This window comes from Pseudomonas sp. MF6776 (genome assembly GCF_016613125.1).
GTDB lineage: Bacteria > Pseudomonadota > Gammaproteobacteria > Pseudomonadales > Pseudomonadaceae > Aquipseudomonas > Aquipseudomonas iridis.
Genome location: NZ_JAENSQ010000059.1, coordinates 1 through 15,071, shown reverse-complemented (window position 1 = coordinate 15,071; position 15,071 = coordinate 1). Strand labels below are relative to the sequence as shown.

Below are 15,071 nucleotides of genomic sequence, written 5' to 3'. Positions count from 1 at the left end.
ATCATTTCCATACTGATCACCCTGTGTTCTCCTGCTCAAAAATTGAGCAGAAGCAGTTGAACACCTGGGTCAGTTTTCAGTCGGCAGAACAGCCTCTACTGGGTCAGTTTTCGGTCAGCGGCAACAAATAAAGGCATCACTTTTAAAAGCACGTAACGCTTCAACAGTAGGCACACTCACGTGCTTGCGCGACCCGCGACCGGCCAAGATGTACAGAACGTCTTGGCTTTCAAATATGCAACCATCGAAGTCGCTTTGAAAATCACTGAGGACGCGATCGCCTGCCTGGAGTCTGTTACTACTGTCGAACACCACGGCTTGGGCATACAGGATGGTTGCCTCAAGGCCCTGTGTTTTGAGTTCCTTATCCCGAAAATCCGGGAGCATGACATCCAACACCATCCACTGCCTAACGATGCAAAATGGCTTCTCGATAAAGGTATCTGTCGCCAGTTCGATTAGCTCACTGTCGTCAAGTCCTGAGCCACCCAGGACTCGTGCTGATCCGAATAGCAACTCACTTAGTAGCTCTGTATCTGAAACAACCATATCTCTCTATACCACCCTTATCTGCCCGTACTTCCGATAGCCCAAGCAGATATTAATTTTTCTGAGTCGTTTTCAACCGCAGCTTTCAACCAGAACGTACCCCTCACCGACCAATCAGTGGTACACACGATTCATGTAAACGTTATTTCCTGGCGGTACCCAACTCACTACGACGTAGAGACTTCCACCGACAGTCTTGAACAACGAGTAGCCCTCGATGAAGAACGCCTTCTGTATCCTTGATGTCCTGATACTGGCGCCTTCTCGAAACCGCCCTCTGGTATCGCCAAACACCGTCCCCATGAGTATCGGAGGGGTATCGACGGCGGCTACCAGATAAGCCGTGACAGGCATTCCAAAATCGATCGCCATTGTCGCTGTCACTGCGGCGGGAATGCTTGGTGGAAGCTCATTCATGCTGGGTTACACCTGAGCCCTGTGGCTGGCCTCCATGGAAAAAATTCTTTTGTGCACGTGTCCCTCCCCATGCTTTTCACACCGTTACTGGCAGCCCTTGCGCAACACATTGGGGACGAGTGTTCAAAAGGTGTGCGCGTCAAAATCGTTAAGCAGATTGATAGAAACCCTAAGTCGACGACCATCTCAGTGAGCTCACGAAAGGCTGATGACAAGGCCTGGATCGAAACCCGTTTGCTCACCTGGATAACCCCGAGGATTCGATACCACACGGCAGCGGCCCAACATCACATCAACGGCCCGGTGGGTATGGCCAAAAATCCAAAGATCCGCTTTACCCAGAAGCTCGTGCCACCTGTTTGAGTAAGCAGCACTCAAGTGTCCCTCATGCTTGTCGCCCTTCACTTCTGGAACGGGCGAGTGATGCGTCAAGACGACTGTTTTGCCATCGAAGGGCTCATTCAGCTGGTTGGTCAACCAGGAGAATGACGCATGGTTTCGACTGATCAGGTCGGACGGACGCAATCGTCGATAGTTTTCTTCAGTCCGAATGACTCGAAAATCATTCATCCAATCCCATGCTATTTGCGTTGCAGCAACGACGTTCCCGCTGGACGAAAAGTCAGTCCAGCCCGTTGCACAAAGGAACCGCGTTTGGTTCCAAACAAAGGTCTCGTTCTCTAAAACATGGACATTCGGTAGCGCCTGCTCCTTCATTTTTCGCAGCGTGTAATCAATGTGCCCACCATAAAATTCGTGGTTACCGCATACGTAAATCACTGGGCACTCAAAGACCTCATTGGCCCACTTCACCCCTCTCGCCTTGACGTCAATATCGCCGCCCAGCACGACTAGGTCATAGTCTCCTGGCACGGGCTCAAACGGCGAAAACTCGTTGTGCATGTCTGAAAGCACATGAAGCTTGATCAATGGCCTGGTCTCGATTTACGGCTAAATTGATAACGTGACGACAAGGTTGACCTCGAATTCCGAGGCCTGAAAAGCAAGCATATCGAACCAATACCGCCAGCAATATAAATATATAGATTTGAGTGGCGGATAGCAAACGGGGCATATAACTCTGTTTTATCGGAACGGAAAATGTCTGTTCGCACCGCATTCGCAGCAGCGCTCAAGGTCTTGAGGAAAAAACGAGGCCTCACCCAACATGCCTTGAGTGGAGCCATCACTCAGTCGCACATCAGCCAGATGGAAAATGGGAAAACTTCCCCTAGCCTCGAAGCGATCATCGATCTCGCTGGAGCTATGGGACTGAGCCCCGTTGCATTCATGGCACTGGTGTCTGCGGCGCAGGATGAACTGACGCCCGACGAAGTCCTGGAACTCGCCAAAAAAGATCTTCAGTCGATCTCTCTACTCAAGGTGGCCATTCCATTTGAGGCTAAGGCAAAGGTGCATCCGGGTGTAGCAGCAGCGGCGCAAGCGCGAGAAAAAGTCCAGAAGTTGAAAGATCAAGGATTTTCACAAGCGGATATTGCACGGGAGCTAGAAATGGCTGAGTCGACGGTACGTCGTCATTGGCATCGTCAGGCCTGAGCGCCCTCAGGCACCATTTTTCATCAACAGCCTCCAGTTACGGCGGATGAGGCCGACTTGGAAGAAAGGATTCAAAGGACTTGCCAAGGTAGAGCATGAGAACGATTGAAGATCTGAAACTGGCCATTGCTATCCTCGCCCAAAATATAGCGACGAAGAAACCGCACGAAAGGCTCGTAAGTTCGACCTATCTTTTTACTGCATGGCAGACAGCACCTGCTGGAGAGTTTGTCACTACGCTTATAGATAGAATTGAACGCCCTTCCTTGATGTCGCGATTCGACGCATTGCGTAACACGTGCAGCCAGACTGTGTTACTGGCCGAATCAGACACTGTCCGAGAGACCCTTGATACCCACTCTCTGAGCGACGGTGCTATCAGACTTTTGATAAAACAATCCAAGTTCAGAGGACTGATTACCCGTTCCACCCTTTCGCCTCCAGACCGCGCGCGCACCATTAAAAGGAATGGACGCCTAGAAGATACACGCTGGTGGTTACAAGAGCCTGGAGAGGCACATCCACGTCAGAAAGTTGTAACTCGGCGTCCAACCATGGACTCAAGAGATCTGTTGGGCTCTAATCCCCCACCTACCCCGCATAAGCGACACCCCGCGCTTGTTGACGAAGAAGTGATTAGCTATCGATTTGCACAACCTAGTAGTAATCGGTTTGAGCTCGCCTCTCAAAAACCCGAGAACAAGGCGCCCATTCCCGAGGTAGAGAACTTCAAGAAACATGTTCTTCATTTCGGTACTGACCGATTAATCGAGATCGACAACGAAGGAGAAGTGGCATTCGGGGATCTCAGAGGTGAAGACAAAGTCACCTACGGCATGGCAAGCGTGTCAGTCCCTGACGTACATGCGGAGGGCCAAATTGAGCGTCCTCGCTCCAAATGGTTGTTTTTCCGAACACCCGAGCAAGACCCCAACAAACATATTGTCATCCATAAACTTACGCCCTTGGATGTGAGTGACTGGATCCGCAACGCCCAAATGTCTGAGGGTGAAGGCTTGCTGTTCATCCATGGGTTCAATGTGAGCTTTGAGGAGGCCCTTTGGCGCACAGCTCAGATTGGCCACGACCTTAAGTTTCCAGGCGTCAAGTTGTGCTATAGCTGGGCCTCTTGCGGCAAGGTTCAAAAATACCCGGAAGACGAGGAGACTGTAGATTGGTCGAAGGATCACTTACGTACTTTCCTGACCGAGGTCACCACGAAGCTTGGATTGAGTCGGCTGCACATCATCGCTCATAGCATGGGTAATCGTGCCCTGCTTGGAGTGCTTGAAACCTGGAACAGCGCGCCCGGTACTACGCCCATTAGCCAGATTGTCCTTGCCGCGCCAGACATAGACGCTGGCAGGTTCAGGCAGATAGGTCGCATATTCAACAAGTACGACCAGGTGACCTTGTACGCGTCCAGAAAAGATAGAGCAATCATGCTTTCAAGGAAGCTCAAGACCTTGGCTCGCGCGGGTGACGCCTCTCCTCCGATAGTGATGCAAGACCTGTCCACTATTGACGTTACGTCAGCGGGAGCTGAAATATTTGGTTTAGGACACAGTTACTTCGCGACGTCCTCAAAGGTATTTCGCGATCTGTATTACATCATTCAAGAGCGACTCACGCCCGATCGCCGGGCAGGAGTCAAAATAAACGAGCTCGGTCACTACGAACTGTCCTAACTTTAGATTTCAGCTGCTAGCCGCTAATTAACGTGATCGACAGCGCTCGGTTGATGTGGCAGCTAGTGGAATGGTTTCGCTTTCCGAGGTTGCCGTCGTCTCGGTGTATAGAGGCAACCTCAGCAAATCTGCGCGAAAAAAAATCGATTGTTTCAATTGGGGTTTCAAGCACAGGGCTTGCTGCAGGCCCAGCGATTAACCAATGGCAACAATCGTTCTGCAACAGAAACTGCCCGTCCTCCCGCCTTGCATTTTCCCAATATTGAACCAGCCTCACTGATCAGCATTGCTCCATCAGTTCAGAACGCACACTCCGCCGCAGCGCTAGCGCTGCAGGAATACTGCTATGGAACAAGACGAGGTCGTCGTCCAACGCTTATTGGGCGTGATCGTGAAAGCCGCCCAAGCCATCGACACCGCCGATCAGCAACTTGCCACTCTTCTGGATGAAGCCAGCGCGCTGCTGTGGTACCTAAAACCCGGCACGCCTCCCCTCCCGCTGGCCACACTCAAACACTACATCACACTGCCATTGGAGCATTGGCTGGACGAACGCACGCGCCAGGGCTTCACCGGTTCTCTGAGACTGGGCGGTGCGCCGAGTCTGTTATGCGACGAAATTCTTTTGGAGCTGGATCCTAAAAAGGGCTGGGAGCGCGTTCAAGCCAAGGTCGTCTGGGTATAGCTGAACAGCTTTTTGAACATGATTTTTAGAGCACTCAAGGTGAATCTCCTCTTCGACGGTAAACGACAATTACGTTTACCTTCGACTGAATGCTCTCTTGGTTTGCATGCCTCTGCATCTCAAAACGTGGCTCGGTTTTCCCGCCGGCTGCTACACCGTCAATGCCACCCGTTCATCCTTGACTATCTGAACTCTGAATTTTTGCTCAGGGAAATAGCGCTCAAAACGGGTTTTCGCATTCAGCAGCAGCTCGTCCCGATTAATGTAGTCGCGGCTGTAGCGCCCTGACTCCACATTGATGAGAAGCCATTTGCCTTTTTTAGGCCGCCGGATCTCACCTGCTATTCGAGCCGGTTTGAAACCCGTGATGCTGGGGTGTCCACGGCCGTCGTACTCTTCCGCAATCAGCAAATCACCTTCAAGTGAGATCGCCCAGATCAAATTCTGGACGGATCCGTTAGCGAATTTTTGGAACATGTCCAGCAACTTTTCCCCCCTAGGCTCGTACAAAATCTGGAGCGTCTTGTTCAGCACGATGTTGCCACCCTCGAACTCGCTCTCACGGAGGTTTTTGGGTGCTCGTGGCGTGCCATACTTCTCGTCCAAGTAACTCGTACGAGAGGACTTGTTCGTTTTCAAACGGCGAAGGAACGACTGATAAAAGTGACCGGAGTTGACCTCTACCTCATCCGGATCAGCACTTTGCCGAATCAAATCCAGCAACGCCTCACCCAAAAAGATGTCATAAGCCAGAATGGCGGAGACCGCATTACCTTGAGGGATTTCACTGGCGTCTATGAGTACCTTGAACAGTGGCATGCCCTCCCAGTTAAATGACACAACCCACTGGAGTCGTGCATAACTGGTGGTTAGGAACTCAACCTTTTTCGCTTGCCACGCCTCAATTTCTTCCGGACTGGCATCGGGAAACTCTTCACCATAAAGGGTTTTAGTGTCGGGCTTGTGTGCCAAAACCTCGCGTCGAATATCAGAAATTTCACGCAGCTCAATATCGTACTTTAATAAATCCAACGGCTCGTCACCCGCCATGCTCTTCAGCTCTTTGACGATGACGTTGCAGGTTTCATAAACGTATATAAAAGGAAGTCGTGCCTTCCTGTCGCAAGGGACTACGGAAAAATCGGGCGTGATGAGTTCGTGCGGCTCATCCCATCCACCTGTCTCGTTCATCCGCTGCAAGCCAAGCGCCCACTTGATGTCGCGTGGAGCCGCACCGTCTACCAAGTTATACCCATCAATCCCGATCAGCTTCGCCCGCGCATAGGGCCCAAGCCGATCATCATGAACGTAGAGAACCTCTTCGTCCTGATCGACCTTGTAGCCCACCACACAAATGGCGTGCCCTCCACGGGCTTTGAACACTGGCTTAGCCGTTTGCCCGCCACTACTGTCAGTCACGTCCTCTGCTGACGACTCACTAGCAGCTTCCGAGGCGTCCGAAACACCGTCCGAACCTGCATCATTTGCAGCCAGGGTAGGAATGGTCGGCACGTGGGAAAACACATCGCCAGTGAGAATCATGGGAAGTGAACTATCGATGTGCGCAATCACTGACTGCAGGAAATAATCCTTATCAGGCGCTTCCATGCTCTTGGCGTGGTAGCGCAATCCTTCAACGTCTAGCGAACGCAGAATTTGCTTGTTGCTCAACTGCTGACTCGGAAAGCTGTTGGAGGAGTCCTCAACATGGTTGATGGCGTTGATTGTGATTTCGCTGCACGAATGGATGCTGCGTGTACTACGCAACTTTAACGCATGCAAGGAAGCCCAAATTGCAGTCGTCGCACAGGCGGCAACGACCTTATCCTGCTCCTGAAAGGCGATTGACTCCACCTTGAGCGTGATCCCGAACAGGTCGACATTGTATTCACGAGCGAGCCGTCGCTTGCGTTTGCTCTCGCTTCGCTCATCAGGCATGACCTTCAGGCAGGTCTTCCCGATGAACGTTCGCGGCAACGGCTTGATCACCATGAAACCAAGATAGCCTTTGTTCAGGGCATTGATTTCTCGCTGCGCGGCCTTACCACGCTTCAGAATCGACGTGATCGTTCGATGGTCGACCTCAGAGGAAAAAAAGTGAAGGCGTGCACACTTATGACCGTCGTTGCCGAACCGCTTCACGTAGTAACGTGAAAAGTCTTCCAGGTAGTCCTTATCGACGTAGTTGAACTCCAAGAGCACTGTCTTGGCTTTCAGGCAGGTCAGGTATGTAAACAGGTAGTCGACCTGATCCTTGCTGAAAATGTCCGGAAAGTCATACCCGAAACACTCCCTGACAAGGTTGGTGATCGTCGGCTTCGCAAACTGAGAAACAAGGTACGGAGTCATAGGCATAAAAAAAGCAGCCATCGGCTGCTTTTTCCTTCGAGAATAGGTTAGAGGCTGCAGGTCTTAGCTAGCAGGGCCTGGCTTACGGCTTGGGAGGCGATACGCTTCTCAATCTCTTGGTCGTACTGGCGCAGACGCGCACGGCTCTCCTCCATTCGCGCGGCGCGAACATCAGACGCCTCATACTTTCTTCGATTGGTGAGCTCAATCAGTGCAGTCAGACTCATGGCTTCTCTCAAGAAACGGCATGGATAATTCAAATTAGCATGTGAGCTAAGCTAACCACAATCGGTGGAGTCAGCGCTTGCAGCTCATCGAAGCCTCACACACTTACGCGGGCGTTCGAGCATTCATTTGGTCAATCAGTATACAGATTGTGCGCTTCAGTGAACACTGCCGCTTCTTCAGAAGCACATGAACACCATCCTTCCACCGTTTAAGACAACCGCTGAAAACTAGCGTTCAGAGCTTACGTGCACTCACCTTAGCTTCGATGCTCAAAGGTGTCCACACCACATCCAGCTATCGGCTCATGTCTAGAAAACTGAAACGATAGCCGAATCATGACAGGTCAGCCCTTCGTCAAACACTTGCGTCCTTTCTCAATGAAGCACGCCGGTGAGCCGTTTGAGTAATCGCTTTAGGCTAATGTCTGACTCGCTTCTATTGCCCAGTGAGTGAATCTAGGCACCTGCTTATTGCGTTCTCTCCTGTTCCAGCAGCCAGCAAAATCAGCTTCCTGGCTTCAGGAGAGACAAGGGAGCGACGGGCACTTTGAGCATGAAGCGATCGGTAACAAGCACATCTGTCAGTCCAGAATCCTTCAGGATGCCACGCCACGCTGCATGATCCAGAAGCTCGATAGCTTTCTGAACAAGACTCGGAGATTCCATCTCAATCTGCTCATCCAACTCCTCTCGCCGAGTGAATCCATTGCGATTGAGATAGGTGAAGCCTGATCGTGCCTGATCCTGAGTGATCAGATTCAACGTCTGCGCGCGATAAATGAGCGCTTTGAAACTCACCTTCCAACGTAGCTTGAGCTCCCTCAGTGCAGACCAGTTAAGGTACTGCCCTCGCATCGGAGGAAACTCTCCTGCAAAGCTCGCACGAGGCATCAACAAGGCACTCGCAAACTGGTTGGCTTGATCCTCAGTAGCGCGACATCCCGTTTCGATGCCCTGATGCATGACCAGGTGTCCCAGCTCATGAGCAATGTCGAAGCGCTGACGACAAGGGTTCTCCTTCGCGATGTTGCGCACGATCAGAGGTCGCTTGTTGTACAACGAGAATGCATCGACTCGGTCATCAGCATCAGCGAGGTTCATAACCAAAACGCCAACACTTTCCACCAAGCGGGTCATGTTCGCGATAGGGCCAATACCAATCGACTGCTCACGGCGAAACCGCTCAGCGGCGATCTCCATCGAGTCGTGGTTCACAAGCGTCTCGTCAAAGGTCGAGAACTTCACGGCAGGAAATTCGATTTCCTTTCCGAGCCCATCGAGGAACAGTTCAAACAACTCAACCTGAGAAGCAATGCTCTTTTTCACAGTTTGTGTCGATGAGCGAAGGCTACGAAAATGACATTGCTCAAGCTCCACAGAGCCACGCCGAGGGCTCGATAAAAACCCCTCGGTTACGCCCAATGCCTTACTGAGCAACTCAATCTGCGCCCTATTAGGAACAGTGTTGATTTCGAGCTTGTGCGCGTACTGCCGGCTAACGCCAAGCAGTTCACCCAACTCCGCAAGCGAAAGGCCTGCGGCGCATCTGGCCAACCGGAGCTTCTCGGGAGAAAACTCCTTGCCAAATGCGAGCTGTTGCGTTCTTTCATCCATCTATCGGGCCAACATCAGTTGTAGTGCCTATATCTGCGTCTTTCTTTTTACGAAGCGGTTGAGCTTCAGTTACATCAACCTGAGGATGCTGCTCCATGGCTCGAACAGACACACCTGATCTCTGCTCATGCTTCCAAAGGCAGACGACGTTCTGATTGGCGTCAAAGCCGACTATCGCCGTTTCGATTTTCGGGAACTCAGGATCCTGGTTGCTCGACAGGTACACCCGCCAAGTGCAAACCTCTGGAGACACCTCGAATAAACTCAGCTGGTGTTGCTCCAGCGGATTAGCCTTGATGCGGTGAGTTTTCCTGATGTCTTGAGGATTGTCCGTGACCACCTGAAACAGGACACCGTTCACGCTTACCGTGAAGTCCAGCGTCGCATTTCTCAACTCCAACCAAGGCAACGACTTGTCTTTACCCAAAACTTGGGAAAGCCCCTGCAGTCGACCGAACAGTAGCGTACCGCGCGTGTAAGCGGTGTCGTATTGGGTGGTTGAGTCTTCCAGCGCACCGTAGGCGACAGAAGACACCTCCTGACAAAACCTGTCCAAGTACTCTGGTTGCAGTCGGGGTTCGAAATAACTGGGGTGTTGAGTCTCAAGCATCAGGTAGATCCTCAAAAACTATGCATATCGAAAAATCTGTCAACTAGATTTTTATGCAGTTTCTTGAAAATGTCAACCAACCTGCTCGCACTGACCCATCCCCTAAACGGGCAATTGAGATGCGCCGAGGCATTTTGGCTGCTGATTGGGCATCCGTTCCCGGGCCTGAGGGCTAAGACTTGCAAGGTGTGCTGATATAGCAGTCTTGAGCATCAAGCCAGCCGTCGGGCACCTCCATGTAAAACTCATCACCGCTTGGATTGGCTGTCGCAGGTAGCTGCTCAAGTTTGATCATTTCCATTTGCGATGCCAGCCCATCAACAAACCAATTGAGTGACTCGAACTGCGTGGCTGTTCGCAGGAAGTGGAGTTCACTGGCCCTGAAAATGCCCTGATCAGCAAAAGGATGGAGATTCACTATTCCGTCAGCCACGTCGCCGGCTGCCATGTCAGCGCTTACCTGCTCGCATCCCATCTCATGGCCCGCACCAGGATCAGATGACATTTCATCTTTCACCCCAAAGCCCCAAGAAACTTGGAGTGCATGCACGCCATCCATGAGAATCACCGGATTCAGTTTTTTCTGGATAAGCAGGTCTTTCAAGATCGCCAGGTCGATGAGCACGACGCCAACGACTACCTCCTGCATAAATGAAACGGTGTTGGCCGGCGACAGTGAGGCCGTGAATGAATAGTGAGGAAGCCAAGTAGGATCTGGAGTAAGCGCAACGCACAACGTCGACCCGTTCAAGTGAGTTTCAACGGTTTTCAACATTGCGCTACTCCACTGACCTTCTGTTCTCGCACAGATGTAAGTCAATCCTGGCTCAGGAAACACAATCTGCATGCCATTCGTGTGTGCAGAGGTCATACATTCGTTGAACTCGCGCTCATAGCTCACCACCGGTGACTCAATGGCAATTCGCTTGGAAGGCAGTCCTCGAAATGAAGCGGCACCATCATTCGTGTAGAAATCATGGAGCACTTGCAGCTGCTCAATTTGGCGTCGCACCCGATCGTTGCTGTTTGAAGAGGACTTGACCTCAATCGGCACAGGATCAGCTTGAGCCAGTAAACAAACGTCTCCATGCCGAATGATGTTCGTCAGATCCGAAAGTACTGCCGGCAGCTTCAATTGGAGAGCTTTACGAAGCATGCGGTATTCCCGTATCAACCCCTCCTTCCCCAGCACGAACCCCGGATCACTTTTGACCTGATAATCCGCACCAAAGTAAAGGTGTTTGAGGCTATACGTACTCTGGTAAATGCACGCGATGCCATCGCCAAAGCAACGCCACAAAAACAAAAGATGATGGATATCCTTGACCCGCCCATCGATGCCCTGGAGAACCTTTTTCAGCTTTTTTGCTGTGGCTTTTGCAGGCCTTTTACTGGAAAGGAAAGAGCGAATCCGTTGCCTGGCATTTTTGAGCCGCTTAATCCGGCGCTCACAATTAACGATCTGACGAAGGAGCATGCGGTGCAACTCCCGCAACGCCTTGAAATTATCAGGCGCCTCCTTGATCGCATGGAGCAGCAGTGCAGCCATCCCCAGGCGCAGGGTTTCCCTTGGGTATCTCATCCTGAAACCCTCCACTCCATTTGTTCTAGAGTAAGCCAAATGGGCATCTAATAAGGCGGCTGCTGTTGGCAGTTCTGACTCGCTCGCTGCCTATGAGTAAGTGTCCATCCGACACACCTTCCCAACACAAGCTTTAAGAGCGCAGACTTTCAGCACCACCCTGCGACGCCGGGGATCACTGCGTAAATTTGGCAGCCTTGTCCTGCTCCCAATGGGTGACATCCTCAATTTCCGGGGTGTCGTCTGCGGACAGCATCAAGGAATGACGATAGAGTTCCATCAACTGCGGCATGCGAGCGAAGAACTGCAGTGTCTCCGCCCATTCGTAGCGGTTTTCGAACGGGTAATAATTCACGCCGTGAATCAGAATCCCCATCACCAATGTGCCGGAAGCGTCAAACGTTGAAAGACTGTCGATGTTTTTAACCCGGCGCATCTCCTCGATATCGATCCCCTCAACCGTCTCGTACCAAATATGAACGACCCCAGGTTTATCAGGAGGTATCTGGGATACCGCATTGTTGGCGAGCCCCTTAAAATGGCGTGAGCGTCGCTCGTGCGAGATCGCATGGTCACACCGCCATTGAGCCGCCACACAGTTGGCAACGTCCTGAACAAAAATATTGAGAATGGTGTTCGAGTCGCCTGGCCGAACGATGCTCGCTGCAATCGTCGCGATGCTGCGTTTTTCATTACTATCCATGTCACCGAATACCAATAACTCATGCTGAGGGCTGTTGGCCCTGACAGAGTTGCTGCGGTAATGGCGTTCGAGGTGTCCCCTATCAATCCTACGAATCTGTGCACTGATGGCTCCCTCCCGAACCCCGCCAGACCCAATTTCGATAGCGCGATTCACCACCTTGATCACATCATCCGCAGTCGCATCAGATACCTGATCATGAAAGGTCAGGTCGACGATGCTCCACGGTGCGACCTCAAGCATATGCTGGCTCAACTGACTCCATATGCTGACCCATGCCTCTTCTTCAATCTGCGAATATTGAGTCTGTTTGTCCGCTCGCTTGCACTCAACGTAGATCTCCACGTCATCGGCTTTGACAAGCAGATCTGGTGATTTTTTCGTTTTTCCGTCCGGCCAAATGAGACTGCTCTCCGGAATGAAGGAAACCTCATAACCATTTTTCAGATAGAACGAGGCCGTCAGCAGCTCGAAAATTTGCGTCTCAGGCTTCGTGTTATTAGCCAGCATCTTGTTCAGAACCCCGTTCACATTTGGGACTTTCCGAAGCAGTTCTGAAAAGGCACCGATGACCTTGGCGTACGGATAGATTCGATCGCTGCTATAGGCACAGTCGCTGTATGGGGAGTCATAAGCCAACTCAGCCACCAAAATATACCAGTCAATATCGTCCTCTGGCGGTACGAAAAGTTGGGGCTCGATCGGCATTTTCAGATCAATATTCAACTCTTTCGCTCGGATACGCTCCACAAAAGCGGCCTTTCTCTTAGCCCAGACGTTAGCCCCAAGCCTATCCACCAGCAGGTTGTAAAAAGCTTTGATTCTTGCATATTCAACCTGACGAACATCCACTGTGATTTTTCCTTGTAACTAGCTGGCGGATCGGTGATCGAGGGCGTGAGGGGAACGGAATGTGTGCGCGGTAAGAGTGCTGCCAGCAGCATTGGAACTTGCTAAAGATATCCAGAGCTTGCAGCAGTTACCATCATCACTCAAACGCCGGGTGAGCCGGCGAAATGGGCGATGCGTTTGAGTAAAGAAGCGAGCCCCCTCGCTTTCCAATGTAGCTTTCCACTAGACCTGCTCAACCTCTGCAATGAATCCGCGCGTACGCCAAGTGGCTCTCACAAAATCACTGAACTCCAACCCCTCCTCCAGCTCCAGGTTGTCTGCGTGATCACACACAATCATCTGAGGCATGATGCCTGTCTGCTGGAAGGTATCGGTGCAAAAGTTGGCAATGCGATTGAACATGTTTGTCACCGCCTCGATGTCATGCTCCAGCTTGTCCTGGCGGTTAGCTTGAACTGCCAGCTTTTCTGGAACAAAGGTCTTGCCAGCGTCTAGGGCAGCGGGAAAATAGACCTGCGTTGGCTGATCAAGAAACAGGATTGGAGGAATTTTGCAGCCTTCGCCAGATCGAGCCGCAAACTGATAATGCAAGGACATGAATAAGGTCAAATGTGAGTAAAGCCAGTTGGCGCCACTACCCATTGATCGCAGATACACCTTTGTGTCCTTGTCCTTTTGGTGCCACAGATCAAAAGTTTCAAGATCGAACCTCAAATCGACAGGCTTGTAGGCATCCTCAAAGTCGAAGTTTTGGCCAATCTCGCGCATCTTGTCATTGATCTCGTCCTCCAACTTATTAAGCTCAGACTTGACCTTGAACTCAGCCATCTCGTCCGCCAAGGCCTTCACCCGTGCCTTCCAGTACGCCTCGGAGTCCATCAGGTCGGACGAAGGTTTCTCGATACGTACCTTGATAGCCTCTTCAAGCCGGAACTTGGCCCGCTGAGCCGACTCGTCAACGTTCTTCGACAGCCTTAGTCGGGTGATTTCCTCTTCAAGCGGGTTCAGGGCGTTCTGCACCTCTTTGAGCTGTTTCTCAATGTCCTTGATTTCCTTTTCAATGACACGACGCTCCTCGCCAAAGCTCTCACGAGCGTAGGAAGAAAGCTTAAGCTCAGTGTTCAACCAATGAATCGCGTCAGAGAGTTTGTTCGCCTCATTTTCTGGAGCGTGGGCAGGTGAATCACAAAATGGGCATATCGTAGGCTCCTCCAGTGCGCTGGCACTCGGGATCGGCAGGGAGGTCATGGTGAGCCCGAACCCACTGGCTGAGTCGATTGATGTCTTGGCAAGACGCAGATCGGCCTGTGCCGCACGAAGCTTGATCATCAACGCCGCTTTTGCATCAAGCAGCTCATTTCTTTTTTTCTCGAACTCTGTCGACAGACCATCTATTCGACTGGTTCGCTCCATAACTTTGCGCAGTGCCGGCTTCGGCTTTTGCCAAATCTCCTCAGGTGTCAGCTCGACGAGTGGAGCGCCTGCAAGGGCAAGATACTCAGCCAGGCAGCTTGAAAATAGCGCAAGCGTGTTTGTCTTGACCATTTCCTGTTTCGGAATCTGCAACTGGATACGACGAAGCTCCTGCTTAGCATCGAAGTGCTCCTTGGCTAAATCAAAGTAACTCTCGTCGACGATCCCCATCAATATCTTGAAATGATCAATTGCCTGATCACGTTTGTGCTTTTGATCAAACCTGTAAAATATGGCGTGCTTATTGGCGACAAGATTCTGATGCTGAAGCATGAACGATGGAAAGCTTCGGATAGATGGCGTTTCACTCTTCTTTCCGGTGAGTTCCTTTTGGAAAGGATTAACGTCAACATTTTCAAGCGTCACACCAAAATAACGCCCCAAGCCCTTAATAAAATCAGCCAACGGAACATAGTGACGGTCGTCAAAAAACGCCCTGACACTTTCGATCAGCGCGATAAGGCTATCGGCTTGCGAACTGGGTACCTCCCGAAGAAAACACCTATTGGATCCTGCATTCCGTCCAATGACAAGAATGAACGATGAAAACTGCAACGCAGCAAAAAATATCTTTGAGCGATCGGTAATGACCCCAACAGGAATGGTGTCCTCGCTGCTCCCCATGCAATAGTCAAAAATCGGCGGCGGCAAAAACTGAGTGCAACACCTGACCTTTCCGGTACGGTGCTGCCCCTATGTCTTATACCGAACTCAGCGTTGAAGAGCGCGCCACCATTCAAATCGGTCGTACCCAAGGCTTCAGCC

General features: G+C 51.4%; 13 protein-coding genes. 3 read left to right on the top strand and 10 right to left on the bottom strand.

The genetic code is table 11. The features are described 5' to 3' along the window. Positions 1-114: 114 nt before the first annotated feature. The 3 genes from JJD74_RS29755 to JJD74_RS29745 all read right to left on the bottom strand — a co-directional run bounded on the left by JJD74_RS29755 (position 115) and on the right by JJD74_RS29745 (position 1,893). On the bottom strand, positions 115-549 hold the full coding sequence (locus tag JJD74_RS29755; RefSeq protein ID WP_200617959.1) for a DUF6957 family protein: 435 nt from the start codon (positions 547-549) through the stop codon (positions 115-117). Positions 550-663: 114 nt separating this feature from the next. Next, complete coding sequence (locus tag JJD74_RS29750) at positions 664-966, bottom strand: hypothetical protein (RefSeq protein WP_234451928.1); 303 nt, start codon at positions 964-966, stop codon at positions 664-666. A 195-nt stretch (positions 967-1,161) separates the two neighbouring features. Further along, positions 1,162-1,893 (bottom strand): metallophosphoesterase, encoded by a 732-nt coding sequence (locus JJD74_RS29745; protein ID WP_200617962.1) that lies wholly within the window; start codon positions 1,891-1,893, stop codon positions 1,162-1,164. A gap of 174 nt (positions 1,894-2,067) precedes the next feature. On the opposite strand from JJD74_RS29745, the gene JJD74_RS29740 reads away from it, so the two are divergent. The 3 genes from JJD74_RS29740 (at position 2,068) to JJD74_RS29730 (ending at position 4,896) form a co-directional block, all read left to right on the top strand. Next, positions 2,068-2,523: a helix-turn-helix domain-containing protein gene (locus JJD74_RS29740; protein ID WP_200617958.1), complete on the top strand. Its 456-nt coding sequence runs from the start codon at positions 2,068-2,070 to the stop codon at positions 2,521-2,523. Between the two features lie 95 nt (positions 2,524-2,618). After that, a complete protein-coding gene (locus JJD74_RS29735) occupies positions 2,619-4,211 on the top strand; it encodes an alpha/beta hydrolase (protein ID WP_200617955.1) in 1,593 nt (530 codons plus the stop codon). Between the two features lie 346 nt (positions 4,212-4,557). Further along, positions 4,558-4,896 carry a hypothetical protein gene (locus tag JJD74_RS29730; protein ID WP_200617954.1) on the top strand — a complete coding sequence of 113 codons (339 nt, stop codon included), beginning with the start codon at positions 4,558-4,560 and terminating at the stop codon, positions 4,894-4,896. A gap of 150 nt (positions 4,897-5,046) precedes the next feature. Here JJD74_RS29730 and JJD74_RS29725 read toward each other — a convergent pair whose 3' ends face one another. The 7 genes from JJD74_RS29725 to JJD74_RS29695 form a co-directional block, all read right to left on the bottom strand. After that, positions 5,047-7,266: a hypothetical protein gene (locus JJD74_RS29725; protein ID WP_200617952.1), complete on the bottom strand. Its 2,220-nt coding sequence runs from the start codon at positions 7,264-7,266 to the stop codon at positions 5,047-5,049. 26 nt (positions 7,267-7,292) lie between these two features. Next, entirely contained in the window at positions 7,293-7,472 is a 180-nt protein-coding gene (locus JJD74_RS29720) for a hypothetical protein (RefSeq protein WP_200617951.1), read from the bottom strand. A 504-nt stretch (positions 7,473-7,976) separates the two neighbouring features. Continuing rightward, positions 7,977-9,086 (bottom strand): XRE family transcriptional regulator, encoded by a 1,110-nt coding sequence (locus JJD74_RS29715; protein ID WP_200617950.1) that lies wholly within the window; start codon positions 9,084-9,086, stop codon positions 7,977-7,979. Next, on the bottom strand, positions 9,079-9,696 hold the full coding sequence (locus JJD74_RS29710; RefSeq protein WP_200617948.1) for a hypothetical protein: 618 nt from the start codon (positions 9,694-9,696) through the stop codon (positions 9,079-9,081). The genes JJD74_RS29715 and JJD74_RS29710 overlap by 8 nt, the downstream gene beginning before the upstream one ends. 172 nt (positions 9,697-9,868) lie before the next feature. After that, positions 9,869-11,278, bottom strand: a complete 1,410-nt coding sequence (locus tag JJD74_RS29705) for a hypothetical protein (protein ID WP_200617946.1) — start codon at positions 11,276-11,278, stop codon at positions 9,869-9,871. A 175-nt stretch (positions 11,279-11,453) separates the two neighbouring features. Further along, the gene (locus tag JJD74_RS29700; protein WP_200617944.1) at positions 11,454-12,833 is read right to left on the bottom strand and encodes a hypothetical protein; all 1,380 of its coding nucleotides are present in this window, start codon (positions 12,831-12,833) and stop codon (positions 11,454-11,456) included. Between the two features lie 222 nt (positions 12,834-13,055). After that, complete coding sequence (locus JJD74_RS29695; RefSeq protein WP_200617943.1) at positions 13,056-14,957, bottom strand: DUF3732 domain-containing protein; 1,902 nt, start codon at positions 14,955-14,957, stop codon at positions 13,056-13,058. Between the last annotated feature and the right edge of the window lie 114 nt (positions 14,958-15,071).

Excerpts from the sequence above, each read along its gene's own strand:
- JJD74_RS29720 (WP_200617951.1), bottom strand. The coding sequence starts at position 7,472 with ATGAGTCTGACTGCACTGATTGAGCTCACCAATCGAAGAAAGTATGAG.
- JJD74_RS29750 (WP_234451928.1), bottom strand. The coding sequence starts at position 966 with ATGAATGAGCTTCCACCAAGCATTCCCGCCGCAGTGACAGCGACAATG.
- JJD74_RS29735 (WP_200617955.1), top strand. The coding sequence starts at position 2,619 with ATGAGAACGATTGAAGATCTGAAACTGGCCATTGCTATCCTCGCCCAA.
- JJD74_RS29715 (WP_200617950.1), bottom strand. The coding sequence starts at position 9,086 with ATGGATGAAAGAACGCAACAGCTCGCATTTGGCAAGGAGTTTTCTCCC.
- JJD74_RS29740 (WP_200617958.1), top strand. The coding sequence starts at position 2,068 with ATGTCTGTTCGCACCGCATTCGCAGCAGCGCTCAAGGTCTTGAGGAAA.
- JJD74_RS29705 (WP_200617946.1), bottom strand. The coding sequence starts at position 11,278 with ATGAGATACCCAAGGGAAACCCTGCGCCTGGGGATGGCTGCACTGCTG.
- JJD74_RS29755 (WP_200617959.1), bottom strand. The coding sequence starts at position 549 with ATGGTTGTTTCAGATACAGAGCTACTAAGTGAGTTGCTATTCGGATCA.
- JJD74_RS29730 (WP_200617954.1), top strand. The coding sequence starts at position 4,558 with ATGGAACAAGACGAGGTCGTCGTCCAACGCTTATTGGGCGTGATCGTG.
- JJD74_RS29725 (WP_200617952.1), bottom strand. The coding sequence starts at position 7,266 with ATGGCTGCTTTTTTTATGCCTATGACTCCGTACCTTGTTTCTCAGTTT.
- JJD74_RS29710 (WP_200617948.1), bottom strand. The coding sequence starts at position 9,696 with ATGCTTGAGACTCAACACCCCAGTTATTTCGAACCCCGACTGCAACCA.